General features: G+C 29.5%; 24 protein-coding genes. All 24 read left to right on the top strand.

Annotated features, from left to right (window positions below; genetic code table 11):
• Window positions 1-38 precede the first annotated feature (38 nt).
• The 24 genes from ACNSOS_RS03825 to ACNSOS_RS03710 all read left to right on the top strand — a co-directional run bounded on the left by ACNSOS_RS03825 (window position 39) and on the right by ACNSOS_RS03710 (window position 19,244).
• Window positions 39-350 (top strand): F0F1 ATP synthase subunit C, encoded by a 312-nt coding sequence (locus tag ACNSOS_RS03825; protein ID WP_113894357.1) that lies wholly within the window; start codon window positions 39-41, stop codon window positions 348-350.
• Window positions 351-468: 118 nt separating this feature from the next.
• Window positions 469-1,104, top strand: a complete 636-nt coding sequence (locus ACNSOS_RS03820) for a biotin--[acetyl-CoA-carboxylase] ligase (RefSeq protein ID WP_418185999.1) — start codon at window positions 469-471, stop codon at window positions 1,102-1,104.
• A complete protein-coding gene (locus ACNSOS_RS03815; protein ID WP_113909690.1) occupies window positions 1,101-1,877 on the top strand; it encodes a ParA family protein in 777 nt (258 codons plus the stop codon). The genes ACNSOS_RS03820 and ACNSOS_RS03815 overlap by 4 nt, the downstream gene beginning before the upstream one ends.
• A 20-nt stretch (window positions 1,878-1,897) precedes the next feature.
• Entirely contained in the window at window positions 1,898-2,752 is an 855-nt protein-coding gene (locus tag ACNSOS_RS03810; RefSeq protein WP_418185998.1) for a ParB/RepB/Spo0J family partition protein, read from the top strand.
• 106 nt (window positions 2,753-2,858) lie between these two features.
• Window positions 2,859-3,281 (top strand): F0F1 ATP synthase subunit B', encoded by a 423-nt coding sequence (locus ACNSOS_RS03805; RefSeq protein WP_113894361.1) that lies wholly within the window; start codon window positions 2,859-2,861, stop codon window positions 3,279-3,281.
• Window positions 3,282-3,292: 11 nt separating this feature from the next.
• Window positions 3,293-3,808, top strand: coding sequence for a F0F1 ATP synthase subunit B (locus ACNSOS_RS03800; protein ID WP_113894362.1), 516 nt, complete (start codon window positions 3,293-3,295; stop codon window positions 3,806-3,808).
• Window positions 3,808-4,338, top strand: coding sequence for a F0F1 ATP synthase subunit delta (locus tag ACNSOS_RS03795; protein WP_113909688.1), 531 nt, complete (start codon window positions 3,808-3,810; stop codon window positions 4,336-4,338). The genes ACNSOS_RS03800 and ACNSOS_RS03795 overlap by 1 nt, the downstream gene beginning before the upstream one ends.
• A gap of 21 nt (window positions 4,339-4,359) precedes the next feature.
• Window positions 4,360-5,877 (top strand): F0F1 ATP synthase subunit alpha, encoded by a 1,518-nt coding sequence (atpA, locus tag ACNSOS_RS03790; protein WP_418185997.1) that lies wholly within the window; start codon window positions 4,360-4,362, stop codon window positions 5,875-5,877.
• Between the two features lie 10 nt (window positions 5,878-5,887).
• Window positions 5,888-6,772, top strand: a complete 885-nt coding sequence (gene atpG, locus ACNSOS_RS03785; protein WP_113894365.1) for an ATP synthase F1 subunit gamma — start codon at window positions 5,888-5,890, stop codon at window positions 6,770-6,772.
• Window positions 6,773-6,792: 20 nt separating this feature from the next.
• Window positions 6,793-8,187 carry a F0F1 ATP synthase subunit beta gene (gene atpD / locus ACNSOS_RS03780; RefSeq protein ID WP_418185996.1) on the top strand — a complete coding sequence of 465 codons (1,395 nt, stop codon included), beginning with the start codon at window positions 6,793-6,795 and terminating at the stop codon, window positions 8,185-8,187.
• 24 nt (window positions 8,188-8,211) lie between these two features.
• Window positions 8,212-8,589 (top strand): ATP synthase F1 subunit epsilon, encoded by a 378-nt coding sequence (gene atpC, locus ACNSOS_RS03775; protein WP_113894367.1) that lies wholly within the window; start codon window positions 8,212-8,214, stop codon window positions 8,587-8,589.
• Between the two features lie 5 nt (window positions 8,590-8,594).
• A complete protein-coding gene (locus ACNSOS_RS03770; RefSeq protein ID WP_418185995.1) occupies window positions 8,595-9,155 on the top strand; it encodes a MotA/TolQ/ExbB proton channel family protein in 561 nt (186 codons plus the stop codon).
• Window positions 9,156-9,158: 3 nt separating this feature from the next.
• Window positions 9,159-9,548, top strand: a complete 390-nt coding sequence (locus tag ACNSOS_RS03765) for a biopolymer transporter ExbD (RefSeq protein ID WP_113894369.1) — start codon at window positions 9,159-9,161, stop codon at window positions 9,546-9,548.
• 2 nt (window positions 9,549-9,550) lie between these two features.
• A complete protein-coding gene (locus tag ACNSOS_RS03760) occupies window positions 9,551-10,282 on the top strand; it encodes a TonB C-terminal domain-containing protein (RefSeq protein ID WP_418185994.1) in 732 nt (243 codons plus the stop codon).
• Window positions 10,283-10,286: 4 nt separating this feature from the next.
• Window positions 10,287-11,552, top strand: a complete 1,266-nt coding sequence (gene tolB, locus ACNSOS_RS03755; protein WP_418185993.1) for a Tol-Pal system protein TolB — start codon at window positions 10,287-10,289, stop codon at window positions 11,550-11,552.
• 136 nt (window positions 11,553-11,688) lie between these two features.
• The gene (locus ACNSOS_RS03750) at window positions 11,689-12,213 is read left to right on the top strand and encodes an OmpA family protein (protein ID WP_113894372.1); all 525 of its coding nucleotides are present in this window, start codon (window positions 11,689-11,691) and stop codon (window positions 12,211-12,213) included.
• 4 nt (window positions 12,214-12,217) lie between these two features.
• Window positions 12,218-13,156, top strand: coding sequence for a tetratricopeptide repeat protein (locus ACNSOS_RS03745; RefSeq protein WP_113909732.1), 939 nt, complete (start codon window positions 12,218-12,220; stop codon window positions 13,154-13,156).
• Between the two features lie 12 nt (window positions 13,157-13,168).
• Window positions 13,169-13,753, top strand: coding sequence for an FKBP-type peptidyl-prolyl cis-trans isomerase (locus tag ACNSOS_RS03740; RefSeq protein ID WP_113894373.1), 585 nt, complete (start codon window positions 13,169-13,171; stop codon window positions 13,751-13,753).
• Window positions 13,754-13,880: 127 nt separating this feature from the next.
• Complete coding sequence (gene fabD, locus ACNSOS_RS03735; protein WP_418185992.1) at window positions 13,881-14,810, top strand: ACP S-malonyltransferase; 930 nt, start codon at window positions 13,881-13,883, stop codon at window positions 14,808-14,810.
• On the top strand, window positions 14,803-15,501 hold the full coding sequence (locus tag ACNSOS_RS03730; protein WP_418185991.1) for a 5'-methylthioadenosine/adenosylhomocysteine nucleosidase: 699 nt from the start codon (window positions 14,803-14,805) through the stop codon (window positions 15,499-15,501). Before fabD ends, ACNSOS_RS03730 begins: the two co-directional genes overlap by 8 nt.
• A gap of 67 nt (window positions 15,502-15,568) precedes the next feature.
• Window positions 15,569-16,975, top strand: a complete 1,407-nt coding sequence (aspA, locus tag ACNSOS_RS03725) for an aspartate ammonia-lyase (protein ID WP_113894376.1) — start codon at window positions 15,569-15,571, stop codon at window positions 16,973-16,975.
• On the top strand, window positions 16,962-17,462 hold the full coding sequence (locus ACNSOS_RS03720; protein ID WP_418185990.1) for an asparaginase domain-containing protein: 501 nt from the start codon (window positions 16,962-16,964) through the stop codon (window positions 17,460-17,462). The genes aspA and ACNSOS_RS03720 overlap by 14 nt, the downstream gene beginning before the upstream one ends.
• Before the next feature lie 75 nt (window positions 17,463-17,537).
• Complete coding sequence (locus ACNSOS_RS03715) at window positions 17,538-18,155, top strand: DJ-1/PfpI family protein (RefSeq protein WP_418185989.1); 618 nt, start codon at window positions 17,538-17,540, stop codon at window positions 18,153-18,155.
• Between the two features lie 168 nt (window positions 18,156-18,323).
• The gene (locus ACNSOS_RS03710; protein ID WP_418185988.1) at window positions 18,324-19,244 is read left to right on the top strand and encodes a manganese-dependent inorganic pyrophosphatase; all 921 of its coding nucleotides are present in this window, start codon (window positions 18,324-18,326) and stop codon (window positions 19,242-19,244) included.
• Window positions 19,245-19,250: the final 6 nt, after the last annotated feature.

Raw genomic sequence — 19,250 nt, 5'->3', positions numbered from 1 at the left:
CTAACTTTGCAAATAATATTTTATAAAAGGAAAATAGAATGAAAAAAATCGTTCTTTTAATGCTAGCATTCGCTGGTTTTGCATTTGCTGCTGATGCTGCTGTTGCAAATGAGACTTTAAAAGCTTACTCTGTAGTTGCTGCAGGTATTGGATTAGGTTTAGCTGCTCTTGGTGGAGCTATTGGTATGGGTAACACTGCTGCTGCAACTATTGCTGGAACAGCTAGAAATCCAGGTCTTGGTGGAAAATTAATGACAACAATGTTCATTGCTTTAGCTATGATTGAAGCTCAAGTTATTTATGCACTTGTTATTGCTATGATTGCACTATACGCGAATCCATTCCTATAAGAATTACAGATTTATAATTAAAAGCTAAGAAGTTTTCTTCTTGGCTTTTTTTATGCTTATTTTTTACAAAACTCATATTAATTTCAAGTTTTAATATAATATTATATATAATTTTTAAATGGAAATTATCAAATTAAAAGAAGTTGATTCAACACAAAATTATATTAAAGAGTACATAAAAGTAAATGGATACAAAAACCCTTTGTGTGTAGTTACAACTTTACAGACAAATGGAATTGGAAGCCGTGGAAATTCTTGGACTGGTAAGCAAGGAAATCTTTTTTTCTCTTTTGTTATAAAAAAATCAGATTTATCGAATGATTTACCATTGCAAAGTTCTTCTATATATTTTACATATATTTTAAAAACTATTTTAAATGATTTTGGTTCAAATGTTTATATAAAATGGCCAAATGATTTTTATATTGATGATAGAAAAATTGGTGGTGCTATTACTACAACTACAAATGAATTATTATATTGTGGAATAGGATTAAATTTAGTTGAAGTTTCGAGTGATTATGGAAGTTTAGATATAAAAGTTGATATAGATGAACTTTTAAAAATATATTTTGGTAAATTGGATAAAAAAATTTTATGGAAGCAAATTTTTAGTCAATTTAAGTTAGAATTTACAAAATCTAAAAAATTTCAAGCAACTATTGATGATAAAAAGATATCGCTTGAAAAAGCTATTTTAAATAGCGATGGATCTATACAAATTGAAGATAAAAAGGTATTTAGTTTAAGATGACTGAGATTATTTCAATAGCAAATCAAAAAGGTGGAGTAGGTAAAACTACAACAGCCGTTAATTTAAGTGCAGCTTTAGCACTTGATGGTAAAAAAGTTTTATTAATAGATGCGGATCCTCAAGCAAATGCCACAACGTCATTAGGGTTTCATAGAGATACTTATGAGTACAATATTTATCATGTAATGCTTGGAACAAAAGAGTTAGCAGAAATTATTTTAGACTCTGAAATTGATAATTTAAAAGTTGCTCCATCTAATATTGGACTTGTTGGAATAGAAAAAGAGTTTTACAAAAATACAAAAGAGAGAGAACTTGTATTAAAAAGGAAAATTGATACAGTAAAATCTGATTATGATTATATAATTATAGATTCTCCACCAGCACTTGGACCAATTACTATTAACACTTTGGGTGCTTCAACTTCTGTTTTGATACCAATTCAGTGTGAATTTTTTGCGCTTGAAGGACTTGCTCAGTTATTAAATACTATAAAACTTGTAAAACAAACAATAAATAAAAGTTTACAAATAAGAGGATTCTTACCAACTATGTATAGTTCTCAAAATAACTTATCTAAACAAGTTTTTGCAGATCTAGCACAACATTTTGAAAATAAACTTTTTAAAATTGATGATGATTCATATGTTGTGATTCCACGAAATATTAAACTTGCAGAAAGTCCAAGTTTTGGAAAACCAATTATGCTTTATGATACTGCTTCTATTGGTACAAAAGCATATACTAACTTAGCAAAAGCAATTATAGGTTAAATTTTTAAATAGGAATATATATGGCACTAGGACGAGGATTAGGTGAATTATTAGGTGAAGTTGAAACAGCTTATGGAAATTCAAGTGGAAATTTGAATACAGGAATTATAAAAATAGATGTTTCTTTAATAAAACCAAATCCACATCAGCCAAGAAAAATATTTGATGAAGAAAAACTTCAAGAGTTAAGTGATTCTATAAAAGAGCATGGATTACTTCAACCAGTGGTTGTTGTTGAGGATAATGATGGGAGTTATACTTTAATAGCTGGTGAAAGAAGACTAAGAGCTCATAAACTTGCACAACTTGAAGAGATTAAGGCTATTGTAGTAAATGAAGATGAATTAAAATTAAGAGAATTAGCTTTAATAGAAAATATTCAAAGAGATGACTTGAATATAATAGAGTTAGCTTTTTGCTATGCACAACTTTTAAATGAACATAATATTACACATGAAGAATTATCAAAGAAAGTTTTTAAAAGTAGAACTTCCATTACTAATACTTTAAGACTATTACAATTAAGTTCTTATGTACAGCAATTTTTAGCAACAGATAAACTAACAGCAGGTCATGCTAAAATCATGTTAGGCTTAACTAATGATGAGCAAAAAGTGGTTTGCGATACAATTATTGGTCAAAAATTATCAGTTAGAGAAACTGAAAAATTAATCAAAGATTTAAAAGAAAAAAATGATCCAAAACCTAAAAAAGATACTAAAATAAATGTTTATAATACAGAATTATTAAAATCTTTTACAAATATACTCAAAAACGATAAAATAAAAGCTAAATTAGATAAAAATTATATCAAGATTGAATTTAACTCTCAAGAAGATATAGATAGATTAGCTCGTTACTTTAATCTACAATAAAATTAAAAAAATATTTTATTTTTTCATTTTAATATTTTTTTATAGATATTTTTGCTAAAATTTATACGTTTTAGTTAAACTAAACTGTAAAAATATGGAGGAATGAATGTTAGACATAAGTCCTGTACTATTGCTTAGCTCTGGTATCATCTTTCTTTTAGTTGTTGCTAGACTAAACAGTTGCTTGTTTAAACCATTATTAAAGCATATGGATGATAGAGCTACTTCTATAAAAAAAGATTTAGAAGACGCAAAATCAAATAGTGCTGATGTTGATGGACTTTTGGTTGAAGCAAATGATTTAATTGCTAAAGCTAAAAGAGAAGCTGCTGCTATTAGAGAGCAAGCCTATAAGGAAGCAAAAGATAGTGCTGATGTTAAACTTGCAAGTGCTAAATTAAATTTAGAAGCAAAATCTGCTGAATTTGCTAAAAGCTTACAAGAAGAAACAAGTGCACTTAAAGCCTCTTTATTATCATCAATGCCTCAATTTAACGAAAGCTTAAAAGCTAAGCTTAGTTCAATTTAGGAGAGAATGAAATGAAAAGAGTATTATTACTATTAGCTATGGCTATGGTTCCTGTTGCATTGTTTGCAAGTAATGGTGAGGTTGAAACAGATATTGTTCAAAGAACCTTTAACTTCGTAATATTTGCTGCAATTTTATGGTATTTACTTGCTGATAAAATTAAAGCATATTTCGCTAATAGAACTTTGGGAATTCAAGCTGAACTTGATAAGGTTCAGGAGAGTTTAAAAGCCTCTAAAGATAGAGTTACTGAAGCTCAAAAAAAATTAGATGATGCAAAAAAAATTGCTACTGAAATTATTGAAAGTGCAAAAGCTGATGTAGATTCTATTAAACAAAAAGTTACAACGGCTATTGATTCTGATATTGCCAATCTAAACAAAAATTTAGATGAGATGATAAAAGTTGAAATTTCTAAAGCTAAAAAAGAAGTTGTTGCTGAAATACTTGATGAGTTATTAAAATCAGATAATATTAAACTTTCTCAAGATGAGTTAGTAAATATTGTTCTTAAAAAGGTAGCATAATGAAAGATTTGGTAGCAAAAAGATACGTAAAAGCTTTAATAGAAGGAAGAGACCTTAAAGCTATTACAGATATTAGTGATAAATTAAATGAAATCTCTTCAGCGTTTAATAGCGATAAATTCAAATCAATTATTACTTCACCAGAAGTTAATGAAAATGATAAAACAAGTTTAATCATATCTTTAGTTAACGGTGCTGATAATTCTTTGAATAATTTTATTAAACTACTTGGTGAAAAAAGAAGATTAGAATTATTACCTTTAATTTCAAGTGATTTAAAAATTGAAATTGCAAAAATGAATAATAGTTATATCGGAATAGTATATACTAATGAAGAATTACCAAGTAATTATATATCTTCAATAGAAGAACAATTTAGCAAAAAATTTAATGTAAAACTTTCATTATCACAAAATGTAGGTGATTATGATGGTATTAAAGTTGATATTGATGGACTAGGTGTTGAAATATCTTTTTCTAAAGATAGATTAAAATCACAGTTGATCGATCATATTTTAAAAGCAGTTTAGAACTTATAAAGGAGAAATTGAATGGGTGCAAAAATTCAAGCTGATGAAATCAGTTCTATTATTAAAGAGAGAATTGATAATTTTGAATTAAATGTAGATGTAAATGAAACTGGTAAAATTATCTCTTATGCAGATGGTATTGCTCAAGTTTATGGTCTTAAAAATGTTATGGCTGGTGAGCTTGTAGAGTTTGAAAATGGTGAAAAAGGTCTTGCTTCTAACTTAGAAGAATCTTCTGCTGGTATTGTTATCCTTGGAAAAGGAACTGGATTAAGAGAAGGTACATCTTGTAAAAGACTTGGAAAATTATTAGAAGTTCCAGTTGGAGAGGCTTTAGTTGGAAGAGTTGTAAATGCTTTGGGTGAACCACTTGATGGTAAAGGTGCTATTGCAGCAACTGAAACAAGATTTGTTGAAGAAAAAGCTCCTGGAATTATGTCAAGAAAATCAGTTCATGAGCCATTACAAACTGGTATTAAAGCTATTGATGCTTTAGTTCCAATTGGAAGAGGACAAAGAGAGTTAATTATTGGTGATAGACAAACTGGTAAAACAACAGTTGCTATTGATACAATTCTTAATCAAAAAGGTGAAAATGTAGTTTGTATTTATGTTGCTATTGGACAAAAAGCATCTTCTGTTGCTTCTGTTGTTAGAACATTAGAAGATTCTGGTGCTATGGATTATACAATTGTTGTAAATGCATCAGCAGCTGATTCTGCTACACTTCAGTTTTTAGCACCATATACAGGTGTTACAATGGGTGAATACTTTAGAGATAATGGAAAACACGCATTAATTATTTATGATGATTTATCTAAACATGCAGTTGCATATAGAGAAATGTCATTAATTTTAAGAAGACCTCCAGGAAGAGAAGCTTATCCAGGAGATGTATTCTATTTACACTCAAGATTACTTGAAAGAGCTGCAAAAATGAGTGATGAAAAAGGTGCTGGTTCAATGACAGCTTTACCTATTATTGAAACTCAAGCAGGTGATGTTGCTGCTTATATTCCAACAAACGTAATTTCTATTACAGATGGACAAATTTTCTTAGAAACAAATCTATTTAACTCAGGAATTAGACCTGCAATTAATGTTGGTTTATCGGTATCAAGAGTTGGTGGAGCTGCACAAATTAAAGCTACAAAACAAGTTGCTGGTACTTTAAAATTATCACTTGCTCAATATAGAGAACTTGAAGCGTTTGCACAATTTGCATCTGATTTGGATGAGGCGACAAGAAGAGAGTTAGAACTTGGACAAAGAATGGTTGAAGTTTTAAAACAAGGTGTTAATAAACCACTTGTTATTGAAAAACAAATTGTAATTATTTATGCTGGTACAAAAGGTTACTTAAATGATATTGCAGTTAAAGATGTTGTTAGATTTGAAACTGAATTACATGCATTTATTGAACAAAAATATTCAAATATCTTAGATGCAATTAAATCAAGTCAAAAAATAGATGATAATACGGAAGCACAATTAAAAGCTGCATTAGAAGAGTTTAAAACTGTATTTAATGCAAATTAAGGATTAGTCTATGGCTAACTTAAAAGAGATAAAATTAAAAATTAATAGTGTTAAAAATACTCAGAAGACTACAAAAGCTATGAAGCTTGTATCTTCAGCTAAACTTACTAGAACAAGACAGTTATCTGAACAATCTAGAAGTTATGCTGCTAAGATAAATGAAGTTCTTTCTGATATTGCAACACGGGTTAGCAAAGTTCAAGATGAAGGAAATATTGGTAGAGCATTTGTACAAAATGAAAATCCAAAAACAGTTGATATTGTTTTTGTAACTGCTGATAAAGGACTTTGCGGTGGTTTTAATATGTCTACAATTAAGACTGTTAGTAAATTGATTTCAGAGTACGAATCAAAAGGTGTAAAAGTTAGATTAAGAGCTGCTGGAAGAAAAGGAGTTGATTTCTTCTCTTTCCAAGGTCAAGCTATAGAGCAAAAAGCTATTGAACTATCTTCTGCTCCAGATTATGATAAGGCTGCAAGTTTTATTCATGATGTTGTTGAAGACTTTAAAAATGAAGTTACTGATAAAGTGATAATTGTTTATAATGGTTTCTTAAATATGTTATCTCAAGAGATAAGAGTAAAAGAACTATTGCCAATTGGTTTAGAAAAAGTTGAAATTTCTGAAACTACTTCTATGCTAAATATTGAGCCAGACGATGATGATGAAGTATTAAAAGAATTAACTGATAAATATATTGATTTCAATATGTATTATGCATTAATTGATTCTTTAGCTGCTGAGCATAGTGCTAGAATGCAAGCTATGGAATCTGCAAGTAAAAATGCAAAAGAAAAAGTTAATAGTTTAACAGTTGAATACAATAAAGCAAGACAAGCTGCAATTACAACAGAGCTGATAGAAATTATCAGTGGTGTTGAAGCATTAAAATAATTTAATAAGGAGTTGCCCGTATGAAAGGTAAAATTATTCAGGTAATGGGTCCAGTTGTAGACGTAGAGTTTGATGGATACTTACCAGAAATTAACGAAGCTATTGATGTTACATTAGCTGATGCTACTAAAGATAGATTAGTATTAGAAGTTGCTGCACACATTGGTGATAGTAGAGTTAGAACTATTGCTATGGATATGACAGAAGGATTAGTTAGAGGTCAAGAGTGTATTGCTACAGGAGGACCTATTAAAGTTCCAGTTGGTGAGGCAGTTTTAGGAAGAATTTTCAATGTTATTGGTGACCCAGTTGATGAAGGTTCTGCTATCCCTGCTGATACAGAAAGATGGTCAATTCATAGATCAGCTCCAACATTTGAAGAGCAATCAACAAAAACAGAAATGTTTGAAACAGGTATCAAAGTTGTTGACCTTTTAGCGCCTTATTCAAAAGGTGGAAAAGTTGGACTATTTGGTGGTGCTGGAGTTGGAAAAACAGTTATTATTATGGAATTAATCCATAACGTTGCGTTTAAACACTCTGGTTATTCAGTATTTGCTGGAGTTGGAGAAAGAACAAGAGAAGGAAATGACCTTTATCATGAGATGAAAGACTCAAACGTTCTTGACAAAGTTGCACTGTGCTATGGTCAAATGAGTGAACCACCAGGTGCGAGAAATAGAATTGCATTAACAGGTCTTACAATGGCTGAATATTTTAGAGATGAAAAAGGACTAGATGTTCTTATGTTTATCGATAATATATTTAGATTTGCACAATCTGGTTCTGAAATGTCAGCACTTTTAGGAAGAATTCCTTCAGCTGTTGGATACCAACCAACACTTGCCTCAGAAATGGGTAAATTACAAGAAAGAATTACTTCTACATCTAAAGGTTCTATTACTTCAGTTCAAGCTGTTTATGTACCAGCAGATGACTTAACTGACCCTGCACCAGCTTCTGTTTTTGCTCACTTAGATGCAACTACAGTTCTAAACAGAAAAATTGCTGAAAAAGGTATATATCCAGCAGTTGATCCACTAGATTCTACTTCAAGAATTTTAAGTGCTGATATTATTGGACAAGAACATTACAATACAGCAAGAGGTGTTCAATCTGTATTACAGAAATATAAAGATTTGCAAGATATTATTGCAATTCTTGGTATGGATGAATTATCGGAAAATGACAAACTTGTTGTTGCAAGAGCTAGAAAAATTGAAAGATTCCTATCTCAACCATTCTTCGTTGCAGAAGTATTTACAGGAAGTCCAGGTAAATATGTTGAATTAAAAGATACTATCGCAGGATTCCAAGGAATTTTAGATGGTAAATATGACAACATCCCTGAAATGGCATTCTATATGGTTGGTGGAATCGATGAGGTTCTAGCAAAAGCTGAGAAAATGAAATAATAAAAACCATTAAGGAAAGAACTTATGGATACAATTAAATTATCAATCATTACTCCGACAGGAATGATTTTTAATGATAGTGTTAAAAGTGTAACTCTCCCTGGAAAAGAGGGAGAGTTTGGAGTTCTTCCAGGACACTCATCATTAGTATCAACTTTAAATGTTGGTGTGATTGTTATTGAAAAGATTGATTCTATTGAAGCTGTTGCCATCAATTGGGGACATGTTAAGGTAGATGAAAAATCAGTTGATGTATTAGTTGATGGAGCTATTGCATTAACTTCTGGAAAAGATTCAGAAATAGCAAAAAATATTGAAGCAGCAAAAGAATTAGTTAATTCTGTAAAAGATTCTAATATATCTTTAGCTGCAGTTGAAGCAAAAATCAACTCATTTGCATAAAAAATATGATTTCTACATTACTAAATTATTTGGCAAATAGTAGCGCTATAACTTATATAGTTTTAGCGCTATTGTCAGCGTATACAGTAGCTATTTTTTGGATATTTTTGTATAGAAATAGTGCAATAAATAGATTATTATCAAATGAGAAGAGATCTTTAGAAATGCTAACATCAGGACAAGGAAGATTTTCTCCATTATCATTACTTAACCAATGTTCAAATGGTTCTACATCTAAAGAAATTTTACATGCATGTGAGATTAGTATTATCAAAGATGCAAGCGTTGGTTTATCTTGGCTTGCTATAATATCTTCGACATCTCCATTTATTGGTCTTTTTGGAACGGTTGTTGGAATATTGGAATCATTTGCTGTGTTTGCAAATGAATCTAAAGTTTCATTTTCTGTTATAGCTCCTGCTATTAGTGAAGCCTTAGTTGCAACTGCTGCAGGTATTTTTGTTGCAATTTTTGCTTATACATTCCATCAAATTCTTTCAAGAAAAATTTATGAATTAAATATTTTTTTAAAAGCACAATCAGAAATCTTAGTGGCTAAAGGGTAAATAGTGTTTGATTTTAATCAAAAACCAGATTTAAATATCACTCCTTTAGTTGATATAATGCTAGTTTTATTAGCAATATTAATGGTTACAGCTCCTGTTATTGAGTTTGAAGAACCTATTAACCTTCCAACGGGAAGTAGGTCACAACAAGTTCAAGATGTTCAAAAAATAGATATTATTATTACAAAAGATAGAATAGTTACATTAAATAAAAATAAAGTTGAAATATCTAATTTTGCAGATAGTTTTTTACTATTTTCAAGAGGAAAAGATCAAAATACACCTATTCATATTAGGGCTGATAAAGGTTTGAAGTATGATGATATTATTTATGTATTAAAATCAGTTAAAGAAGCAGGTTTTTTTAAAGTTGCTTTAGTTACAGATGGGTAAAGATGCAAAATAATTCTTATTTTATTTTTTCTGGTATTATTGCTTTTACAATATATTTTTTAATATGTTTTCTTGTAATGTTTTATATATTTACTCCAAATAAAGATGCTATAAATATTACTCCTAGTTCTACTACTATTGAATTGGATATGATTGAAGAAATAGCAGAAAAGAAAATGGTAGAAAGAAAAGTAGAAAAAATTATTAAGCAAGAAGAGGTAGTTGAAAAATCTACTTCAGCTTCAAATGAAAAAAAACTAGATTTAAAATCTTTATTTGCTAATGTTAAGGAAACAGCTCCAAAAGTTGTAAAAGAAGAGGTTAATAATGTTGAAAAATCTATTGATCCAAAAAGATTTAAGTCTAAGTTTGAAAAAGAGAAAAAATCATCAAATATTAAAATAGACAAATTATTGGAAGATGAGAAAACTGCAACAGATTCTAAAGTTAAAAGTTCTGCTAAAGGTGATGCAAATGATGATTATGGTAGTAAACTTTATGAAATACTACAAGCAGGAGCTCCAATTTCACAAGATACAAAAATTGTGGTAAGAGTAATTGTAATGGTTGATGAAAATGGAAAGTTTGATTATAAGTTCCAAAAAAAATCAACAGATGAAGCTTATAATGAAGCTTTAAGAACGTATTTAGATACTCAAACAGGAGTAATGTATCCTATTCCACCTAATGGAAAAGGTGTAAGATATTCAGTTGATTTTAAATTTGAAGGATAAAATTATGTTAAAAATATTTTTAGTTATATCTTTAATGCTAAGTTCACTTTTTGCAGAGGTTGATGGGCATTTAGATATTGTAAAAAAAGGTATGACTTTACCAAAAGTTGTGGTTTCAATTGCACCTGATTCGCTAGAAAAAAATACTTTAAGTAAAATTAAAAAAGCTTTATCAGATGATTTCAATGTGAGTGGGCATTTTGAAGTATCAAATGTTTCTAGTATAACAGCATATGATAGTTTACCAGATATATTAGGCTTATCTAATCAAGGAGTAAACCTATATGTTAATTTATCTGCTAAAAAAGAGACAAATGGAAATTATACATTAATGACAAAGCTTTATGATATAAATTCAAGAGCTTTAATTTTAGAAAAAAATTATACAACATCGTTAGAAGAAAGATTTGTATTTTTAGCACATAAAACAGCAATTTCAATAAATGACCATTTTAAAGCTCCTAGTATTGCTTGGATGGATAAATTTGTAGTTTTTTCAGTTTATGATGGAGCTAATAAAGCTGATATTATGATTGGAGATTATACTTTAACTTATAAAAAAAGAGTTGTAACTGGTGGTTTGAATATATTCCCTAAATGGGCTGATAAAGAGCAAAAAACAATTTATTATACTTCTTACAATTATAAAAAACCAACTTTAGTTAAGTTAAATATTTATAATAGAAGTAAAGAAGTTATTATGGATTCTGATGGGATGCTTGCTTGTTCAGATGTAAATGCTGATGGTTCTAAAATTTTAGTAACTGCATCTCCAAATGGACAACCAGATATTTTCTTATACAATACAAAAACAAAATCAAAAACTCAAATCACAAAATATAGTGGAATTGATGTTGGAGGACAATTTGTTGAAAATGACTCAAAAATTGTTTTTGTTTCTGATAGATTAGGAAACCCAAATATTTTTGCACAATCTATTGGTTCTAATGCTGTTGAAAGAATGGTTTTCCATAGTAATAATAACTCTTCTGTTACATCTCATGGGAATAATGTTATTTTTAGTAGTAGAGATGCTAATAATGAATTAGGTAAAAGTTTTAATTTATATTTGATATCTACAAGATCGGATAGTTTAAAAAGATTAACTTCTAGTGGAATAAATCAATTTCCAAAATTTTCTGCTGATGGAGAAAGTGTATTATTCATAAAAACAGAAGGATCAAGTTCTATTGGAATTATTAGATTAGAACACAATAAATCGTTTTTATTTCCCCTTTCTGGAAAAAGAATTCAATCTATAGACTGGTAAAAAATTAGGAAGATTAATACTTAATCTTCCTTTCCTATTTAAACCCTCATTATTATTTAAAAATATAAAAAAACTAAACAATAATTAAGTTTTACTTTAGTAATATTTCTTGAAAATTTTATTTTAAGGAAAAATAATGAAAAAGTTAGGTCTTTATTCAGTTTTAGTTTCAGCTCTATTATTTACTACTGGTTGTAGTGAAAAAAATGCTGATGTAAATGATGTAGTTGCTCCATCTGAGTCTGTAGCTACTGAGGCACCAATTCAAGATGGTACTTTATTAGAGAGAGCAGGAAATGGTAACTATTATATGATTAATGGTCAAAAAGTTTTAATTGAGCATGTTTATTTTGATTTTGATAAATATAATTTAACTTCATCAAATAAAGAAAAAGCTGTAAACAACGCTTCTAAATTATCTCAAGTTTCTTCAGATACTACAATTAAAGTATTTGGAAACACAGATGAGTGGGGAAGTGATGAATATAACTATGCTTTAGGTTTAAAAAGAGCTAATGCTGTAAAAGATGTTTTAGTATCAAATGGTGTTTCAACTAACATTACTATGGTTTCTTTAGGTGAGAGCAATCCAGTTTGTACTGAAAAAACTAAAGAGTGTTGGGCAGAAAACAGAAGAGTTGAGCACGAATTAGAAAAATAATTTGATGAAAAAAATTCTACCATTACTATTAGTAATATCTTCATTAACCGTAGCCGAAGAGGTTTCGGTTTATGGAGGAGCAAAGTCAAACAGTTCTTATGGACTAACATCTACTGAGAAACATATCTTAAAAAATCAATCAAATATAAGTGATTTATCTTCTAAACTTGATGAAGTTAATGGATTAGTTAGATCTATTAATCTAAGATTAGAGGGCTTAGAGTCTACATATGAAGGTGATTCAAAAAAATTAAATGATTTATCTTTAAAATTAAATCAATCTTCAGATTTAGCTTCTAACGAGCCAGCTTCAAATTTAAATCAATCAGATTTAGACAATTTGAAAACTGCTATTACAAAATTGACAACATTAGTTAATAAAATAAATGCAGAATATGTTTCATCTAATGAATTAGAGAAAAATATGCAGCAATTTGTTACTCGTGAGGAGTTTGAGGCTGTAAAAAAAGCTATGGGGATTAAAACACCGCAAACTACACCTACAAATGTTAAAGAAACTAAAAATAGCAATGTTACAACAGATACAACATCTTCAGGATTTGGTGACTTAAAAACTGCTGAATCTAGAGCAAGCCTTATGGCAGAAGCTAAAAAAGAATATGATTCTAAATTATATACAAATGCTATACCTAAGTTTGAAAAACTTGTAGAGTTAAATTATAAACCAGCTGAGAATAACTATTATTTAGGTGAAATGTGGTTTAAAAGAAAAAAATATGATCAAGCGATAACATATTATAAGAAATCAGCTATGTTAAATGATAAAGCTTCTTATATGCCATCGCTATTATTAAATAGTGGAATATCATTTGAAAATGCAAAAGATAAAGAAAATGCTAAAAATTTTTATAGTACTTTAATAGAACTTTATCCAAACAGTTCAGAAGCTAAAACTGCGAAAACAAATTTATCAAAATTATAAAAGGATTAAAATATGTCAAATAAAGTAATAGGTATAGAATATACATTAAAAGATGCAAAAACTGGTGAACAATTAGATACTAATGTAGGTCAAGCACCTTTAGAATTTATTTCTGGAAAAGGTCAAATTATACCTGGATTAGAAAATAAATTAGTTGATATGTCAGCAAATGAAGAAGCAGATGTTTTAGTTGAAGCAAAAGATGCTTATGGAGAGTATAACGAAGAGGCTGTGCAAACTTTACCAAAAGAGCAATTTGCTGGAATAGAATTAGTTGAAGGAATGAGCTTATATGGAACAGGTGAACATGGAGAAACTGTTCAAGTTGTAGTTAAATCATTCGATGATAACGAAGTTACTATTGATTACAATCATCCAATGGCTGGAAGAACTTTAATGTTTAGTGTTGCTATATTAAGTTTAAGAGATGCAACAGATGAAGAGATTCAAACTGGTGTTGTAGGTGGAATGGCTGCAATGGCAGGTGGTTGTTGTGGAGGAGGAAGTTGTGGAACTGGAGATGACCATGGACATTCACACGGTGGTGGTTGTGGAACTGGTCATGGACACTCTCATGGTGGATGTGGTTGCCACTAATTTTTAGAGAAAAATAGTTTAGAATTTGCCCAAGTGTAGTTTTACATTTGGGCAAAACTATTTTTAAGGGCTTAATTTTGAGTCTTTAAAGATGGTTTTTAATCAAAATTAAAAAAAAGGTTTTATTATGAAAAAAGTTGCTTTTATTTTCCCTGGACAAGGTAGTCAAACTATTGGAATGGGTAAAGATTTTTTTGAAAATAGTGAAATTGCAAAAGATATGATAAAAAAAGCAAGTCAAAGATTAAATATTGATTTTGAAAAACTTTTATTTGAAGAAAATAATAATTTAGGAAAAACTGAATTTACTCAACCAGCTATTTTACTTGTAAGTGCCATTGCACTTGCAATTTTTAAAGAAAAGTGTGAGATTGAACCAGAATTTGTTTTAGGTCATTCATTAGGAGAATTTACTGCACTAGTTGCTGCTGGAGGGATCGATTATTTAGATGCAATCGAGCTTGTGAATAAAAGAGGAACTTTTATGAATGAAGCTTGTAGTGGTGGTGGTGCTGGTATGATGGCTTTAGTTGGAATTGATGATGAGATAGTTGAAAACATATGTAAAGAGCAAAGAGAGAATGGAAAAAAAGTTTGGCCAGCAAACTATAATATGGATGGGCAATTGGTTCTTGCAGGAGTTAAAGCTGATTTAGAAAGTTTAGTTGATACTTTTAAAGCTGCAGGAGCTAAAAGAGCATTGGTTCTTGATATGAGCGTTGCATCACATTGCGAACTTTTACAAAGTGCAGTTGAAAACTTAAAACCATATTTACAAGAGTATTTACAAGATGAGTTTGCTTCTGTTATTGCAAATGTAAGTGCTGAAGCTTATACAACGAAAGATGAAGCTATAGAACTTTTATCTTCTCAACTTGTAAGTCCAGTAAAATATAAGCAATCAATAAAAGCTAATAGTAATAAAGTTGATTTATTTATTGAATTTGGAAATGGAGCAGTTTTAAAAGGTTTAAACAGAAAAATTACGGATAAACCAACTTTAAATGTTTCTGATATGGCAACGCTTGAAGCAGTAATAGGTGAATTAAATGACTAAATTAGCAATTATGGGAGCTATGGAAGAGGAAATTGAACCTCTTTTATCTTATTTTGATAAAGTAAATATTGTAGAGTTTGCAAATAATAAATATTATGAAGTAAATTATAAAGGTCTTGATATTGTAATAGCTTATTCAAAAATTGGGAAAGTACATGCAAGTTTAACTGCTTTAACTATGATAGAAAAATTCTCTTGTGATACTTTACTTTTTTCAGGAGTTGCAGGAGCTGTTAATCCAAATTTGAAAATTGGTGATCTCATAATTGCTGATAGACTTTGCCAACATGATTTGGATATTACTGCTTTTGGGCATCCTAATGGTTATGTTCCAGGTGGAAAAGTTTTTGTTGAAACTACAAAACATTTAAGAGAAGTTGCAAAAAAAGTAGCAATCCAAAATAATCTAAAAGTAATTGAGGGTACTATTGCAACTGGTGACCAGTTTGTTCACTCAACTGAACGAAAAGATTTTATACAAAACACTTTTAAAGCCGATGCTTTAGAGATGGAAGGTGCTAGTGTTGCTGTTGTTTGTGATGCTTTAAATGTACCTTTTTTTATTTTAAGAGCAATCTCAGATAGTGCTGATATGGATGCGGGATTTGATTTTGATGAATTTTTACAATCTAGTGCAAAAAATTCTGCTGATTATCTAATCAAAATTGTAGAAGAACTTATTAGAAAATAATTCTCAATAAAGCTTTTTTTGTGTAGGTTTATTCTATACTTTGTTTAAAATATTTTAAAGGCAAAGTATGGAAAATTTACATAGAATAGAAAAAGATTTCTTAGGTGAAAAAGAGATTGAAATTGATAAATATTACGGTGTTCAGACTTTAAGAGCAAAAGAAAATTTTGATATAACTACTCTTGGAATATCAATATTTCCAAATTTTATCATATCTTTAGCAAAGGTAAAAAAAGCTTGTGCTTTAACAAATCATGAGTTAGGTGATTTAACTGATACTCAAAAAAATGCTATTGTTCAAGCTTGTGATAGAATTATTGCAGGAGAATTTCATGACCAGTTTATAGTTGATCCAATTCAAGGTGGAGCTGGAACTTCTACAAATATGAATGCAAATGAAGTAATAGCAAATATTGCTTTAGAAATTTTGGGACATCCAAAAAGTTCTTATGACATCATTCATCCAAATAACCACATAAATATGAGCCAATCAACAAATGATGTATATCCAACAGCTATAAAAATCACTTTATATGAATTAATTTTTAAGCTTCAAGATAGTCTTAAATTTTTAAGAGATTGTTTTCATGATAAAGCAGTAGAATTTAAAGATATATTAAAAATGGGAAGAACACAGCTTCAAGATGCAGTTCCTATGACTTTAGGACAAGAGTTTAAAACTTATTCAACAATGATAGATGATGATATTTTTAGACTTACAACGGCTCAAAATACTCTAAAAGCAGTGAACCTTGGAGCAACAGCAATAGGTACAGGGATAAATACAAAGCCTGAATATCAAGAATTGGTGATAAAACATTTAAGAATGGTTACTGGAACAGAGTATTATAAAGCAAATGATATGATAGAGGCTACACAAGATACGGGTTCTTTTGTCCAAATTTCTGGAAGATTTAAATCTATTGCCATAAAAGTTTCAAAAATTTGTAATGATTTAAGACTTTTGAGTAGTGGACCTCGTGCTGGGTTAAATGAGATAAATCTTCCACCACTTCAACCAGGAAGTTCTATCATGCCAGGTAAAGTAAATCCAGTAATGCCAGAAGTTGTAAATCAAGTTGCTTTTGATGTAATAGGTGCTGATGTTACTATTTCTCTTGCAAGTGAGCATGGTCAATTGCAATTAAATGTTTTTGAACCAATTATTGCTTTTAGATTGTTTATCTCTATAAATATGATGAGAAGAGCTTTTGAAAGTTTGGGTGAAAAATGTATAAAAGGAATTACTGCAAATCCTGAAGTTTGTATGAATAATGTTCTAAATTCAGCAACACTTGTAACTTGTTTAAATCCAATCTTAGGATATGAAAAAAGTTCAGCTATTGCAAAAGAAGCTTTAAAAACTGGAAAAAGAGTTTATGATATTTTATTGGAGCAAAAACTATTTACACAAGAAGAGCTAGAAGAGTTACTACAACCAAGAAATATGGTTCACAATTATGACAAAATCTAAAATCGTAGTTATAAACACTGGAGGAACTTTCAATAAAATATACAATCCTCTAACTGGTGAACTTGAAGTGTCAAAAGAGAGTTTGGCACTTCAAGAAATAATACAATATTCATATAATATCGATTTTGAAGTTCTAAATATCATCTCAAAAGATAGTTTGGATATGGCAGATGATGATAGAGAAAAGATTGTAACAACAATAAAAGAGTCTAAAAATGACCATTTTATTGTTGTTCATGGAACTGATACTATGGATTTGAGTGCAAAATATGTAGATGAAAAAATAAAAGATAAAACTATAATCTTTACTGGTGCTATGCTACCTATGTCTATAAATAAAGTTGAAGCAACATTAAACTTTGCACAAGCTATTGGATTTTTAAATGCAAAAATAGAAAATGGAGTTTATATATCTATGCACGGAAGTGTAAAAAACTACAAAAATCTTACTAAAAATAGAGAACTTGGGCAGTTTTTAAACTCTTAAATTTTTTTATATTTAATATTATTAAAATATCAAAGCTATGATAAAATAACTTGATATTTTTATAAAGGAAAACTTATGCAAAAGATTGTTGGAATTTTTATTTTTGATAACATAGAAGTTTTAGATTTTTCTGGTCCATTTGAGGTTTTAAGTGTAACTAGACTAGATGAAGATAGGAGATTAGAAACTCTTTCTCCTTTTGATGTTAAGTTGATATCTATTACAAAAGAAGTTGTTTTTACAAAAGGAAATATGAAGATAATACCAGATTTTGATTTTGAAACTTGTCCAAAACTTGATATTTTGATAGTTCCAGGTGGAATTGGTACAAGAAAACTTATGTATGATGAAAAAGTGTTAAATTTTATAAAACAAAAAGCAAAAGAGGTAGAACTTCTAAGTTCTGTTTGTACAGGTTCACTTATTTTGGCAAGTGCAAAATTACTCGATGGAGTTAATGCTACAACTCATTGGAAAAGCTTAGATAGAATGGAAGAAGAGTTTAAAAAAGTAAAAGTTTGTAGAGATAAACATTTTGTAGAAGATGGAAATATTATATCTAGTGCAGGAATTTCAGCTGGTATTGATATGGCACTTTATATTGTGAAAAAATATTTTGGTGAAGAAGTTTCACGATCAACAGCAAAACATATGGAATATCCATATTTAGAGAAAAATGTAAGAAGAATTTAGAATAATATTATTTTAAATTTTTCTAAATATCAATAAATCAAAAACTTATAAATAAAAAACATATTTTATTTAAAATATTTAGCTCATACAACATATTCAAAAACACTTTAAAAGAAAAATTACCAACTTTTAGCTAAAATCCATAAAATTTTAAATTAGGACTTAATAATGGCATTATATACATGTGGGCATATTATCCCAGATTCAGATTCGATTTGTTCGGCTATTGCACTATCTCATTTACTAAATGAGATAGGAAGACCAGCAATTCCTGCACGTCAAGGAGAAGCGAATCCAGAAACAAAATTTATCTTAGAAAAATTTGGTTTTGAACTTCCAGAAATAAAAACTTCATTTGCTGGTCATGAACTTTTTATAACTGATTATTCAGATATTGCACAAGCTCCACAAGAACTTGATAAAACAACTATTGTAGGAATTGTAGATCATCACAAATTAGGAGATATTACAACTTCAGCTCCACTAGAGTGTTGGATAAGACCAGTTGGTTGTACAAATACAATCGTAAAAGAGATGTATGATTATCATAAAGTTGAAATACCAAAAAACATTGCAGGTATTATGATGTGTGCTATATTATCTGATACAGTAATTTTCAAATCTCCTACATGTACACCGATTGATATTCAAGTGGTTCGTGAACTATCAAAAATCTGTGGAATTGAAGATTTTGGTGCTTTAGGGATGGAGATGTTTAAAGTAAAATCTCAAGTTGAAGGAACTCCAGTTCGAGAGCTTGTTATGAGAGATTATAAAAACTTCGATATGCATGGAAATAAAGTAGGTGTTGGGCAACTTGAAGTTGTAGATGGAAGTGTATTTGACTCTATAAAAGATGAGCTTATGGCTGATATTAAAAAAGTTAAAGAGGAGCAAAATTTACATACAGTTGCATTACTTTTAACAGATATTATGAAAGAGGGAAGTGAAGTACTTGTAACAAGTGAAGATACTTCTATTTTTGAAAAAGCATTTAACTGTAAACTTGTAGATAACAAAGTTTGGTTAGATGGATGTTTGAGTAGAAAAAAACAGATTATTCCTTTTTTAGAACCTGCATTCGCATAAAACACA

The sequence above is a fragment of the Aliarcobacter vitoriensis genome (assembly GCF_048320235.1).
Lineage (GTDB): Bacteria > Campylobacterota > Campylobacteria > Campylobacterales > Arcobacteraceae > Aliarcobacter > Aliarcobacter vitoriensis.
Note: the sequence above shows the minus strand (reverse complement) of the source record. Positions and strands in the feature narration are given on the sequence as shown.

Excerpts from the sequence above, each read along its gene's own strand:
- ACNSOS_RS03825 (WP_113894357.1), top strand. The coding sequence starts at position 39 with ATGAAAAAAATCGTTCTTTTAATGCTAGCATTCGCTGGTTTTGCATTT.
- ACNSOS_RS03820 (WP_418185999.1), top strand. The coding sequence starts at position 469 with ATGGAAATTATCAAATTAAAAGAAGTTGATTCAACACAAAATTATATT.
- ACNSOS_RS03815 (WP_113909690.1), top strand. The coding sequence starts at position 1,101 with ATGACTGAGATTATTTCAATAGCAAATCAAAAAGGTGGAGTAGGTAAA.
- ACNSOS_RS03810 (WP_418185998.1), top strand. The coding sequence starts at position 1,898 with ATGGCACTAGGACGAGGATTAGGTGAATTATTAGGTGAAGTTGAAACA.
- ACNSOS_RS03805 (WP_113894361.1), top strand. The coding sequence starts at position 2,859 with ATGTTAGACATAAGTCCTGTACTATTGCTTAGCTCTGGTATCATCTTT.
- ACNSOS_RS03800 (WP_113894362.1), top strand. The coding sequence starts at position 3,293 with ATGAAAAGAGTATTATTACTATTAGCTATGGCTATGGTTCCTGTTGCA.
- ACNSOS_RS03795 (WP_113909688.1), top strand. The coding sequence starts at position 3,808 with ATGAAAGATTTGGTAGCAAAAAGATACGTAAAAGCTTTAATAGAAGGA.
- atpA (WP_418185997.1), top strand. The coding sequence starts at position 4,360 with ATGGGTGCAAAAATTCAAGCTGATGAAATCAGTTCTATTATTAAAGAG.
- atpG (WP_113894365.1), top strand. The coding sequence starts at position 5,888 with ATGGCTAACTTAAAAGAGATAAAATTAAAAATTAATAGTGTTAAAAAT.
- atpD (WP_418185996.1), top strand. The coding sequence starts at position 6,793 with ATGAAAGGTAAAATTATTCAGGTAATGGGTCCAGTTGTAGACGTAGAG.
- atpC (WP_113894367.1), top strand. The coding sequence starts at position 8,212 with ATGGATACAATTAAATTATCAATCATTACTCCGACAGGAATGATTTTT.
- ACNSOS_RS03770 (WP_418185995.1), top strand. The coding sequence starts at position 8,595 with ATGATTTCTACATTACTAAATTATTTGGCAAATAGTAGCGCTATAACT.
- ACNSOS_RS03760 (WP_418185994.1), top strand. The coding sequence starts at position 9,551 with ATGCAAAATAATTCTTATTTTATTTTTTCTGGTATTATTGCTTTTACA.
- tolB (WP_418185993.1), top strand. The coding sequence starts at position 10,287 with ATGTTAAAAATATTTTTAGTTATATCTTTAATGCTAAGTTCACTTTTT.
- ACNSOS_RS03750 (WP_113894372.1), top strand. The coding sequence starts at position 11,689 with ATGAAAAAGTTAGGTCTTTATTCAGTTTTAGTTTCAGCTCTATTATTT.
- ACNSOS_RS03745 (WP_113909732.1), top strand. The coding sequence starts at position 12,218 with ATGAAAAAAATTCTACCATTACTATTAGTAATATCTTCATTAACCGTA.
- ACNSOS_RS03740 (WP_113894373.1), top strand. The coding sequence starts at position 13,169 with ATGTCAAATAAAGTAATAGGTATAGAATATACATTAAAAGATGCAAAA.
- fabD (WP_418185992.1), top strand. The coding sequence starts at position 13,881 with ATGAAAAAAGTTGCTTTTATTTTCCCTGGACAAGGTAGTCAAACTATT.
- ACNSOS_RS03730 (WP_418185991.1), top strand. The coding sequence starts at position 14,803 with ATGACTAAATTAGCAATTATGGGAGCTATGGAAGAGGAAATTGAACCT.
- aspA (WP_113894376.1), top strand. The coding sequence starts at position 15,569 with ATGGAAAATTTACATAGAATAGAAAAAGATTTCTTAGGTGAAAAAGAG.
- ACNSOS_RS03720 (WP_418185990.1), top strand. The coding sequence starts at position 16,962 with ATGACAAAATCTAAAATCGTAGTTATAAACACTGGAGGAACTTTCAAT.
- ACNSOS_RS03715 (WP_418185989.1), top strand. The coding sequence starts at position 17,538 with ATGCAAAAGATTGTTGGAATTTTTATTTTTGATAACATAGAAGTTTTA.
- ACNSOS_RS03710 (WP_418185988.1), top strand. The coding sequence starts at position 18,324 with ATGGCATTATATACATGTGGGCATATTATCCCAGATTCAGATTCGATT.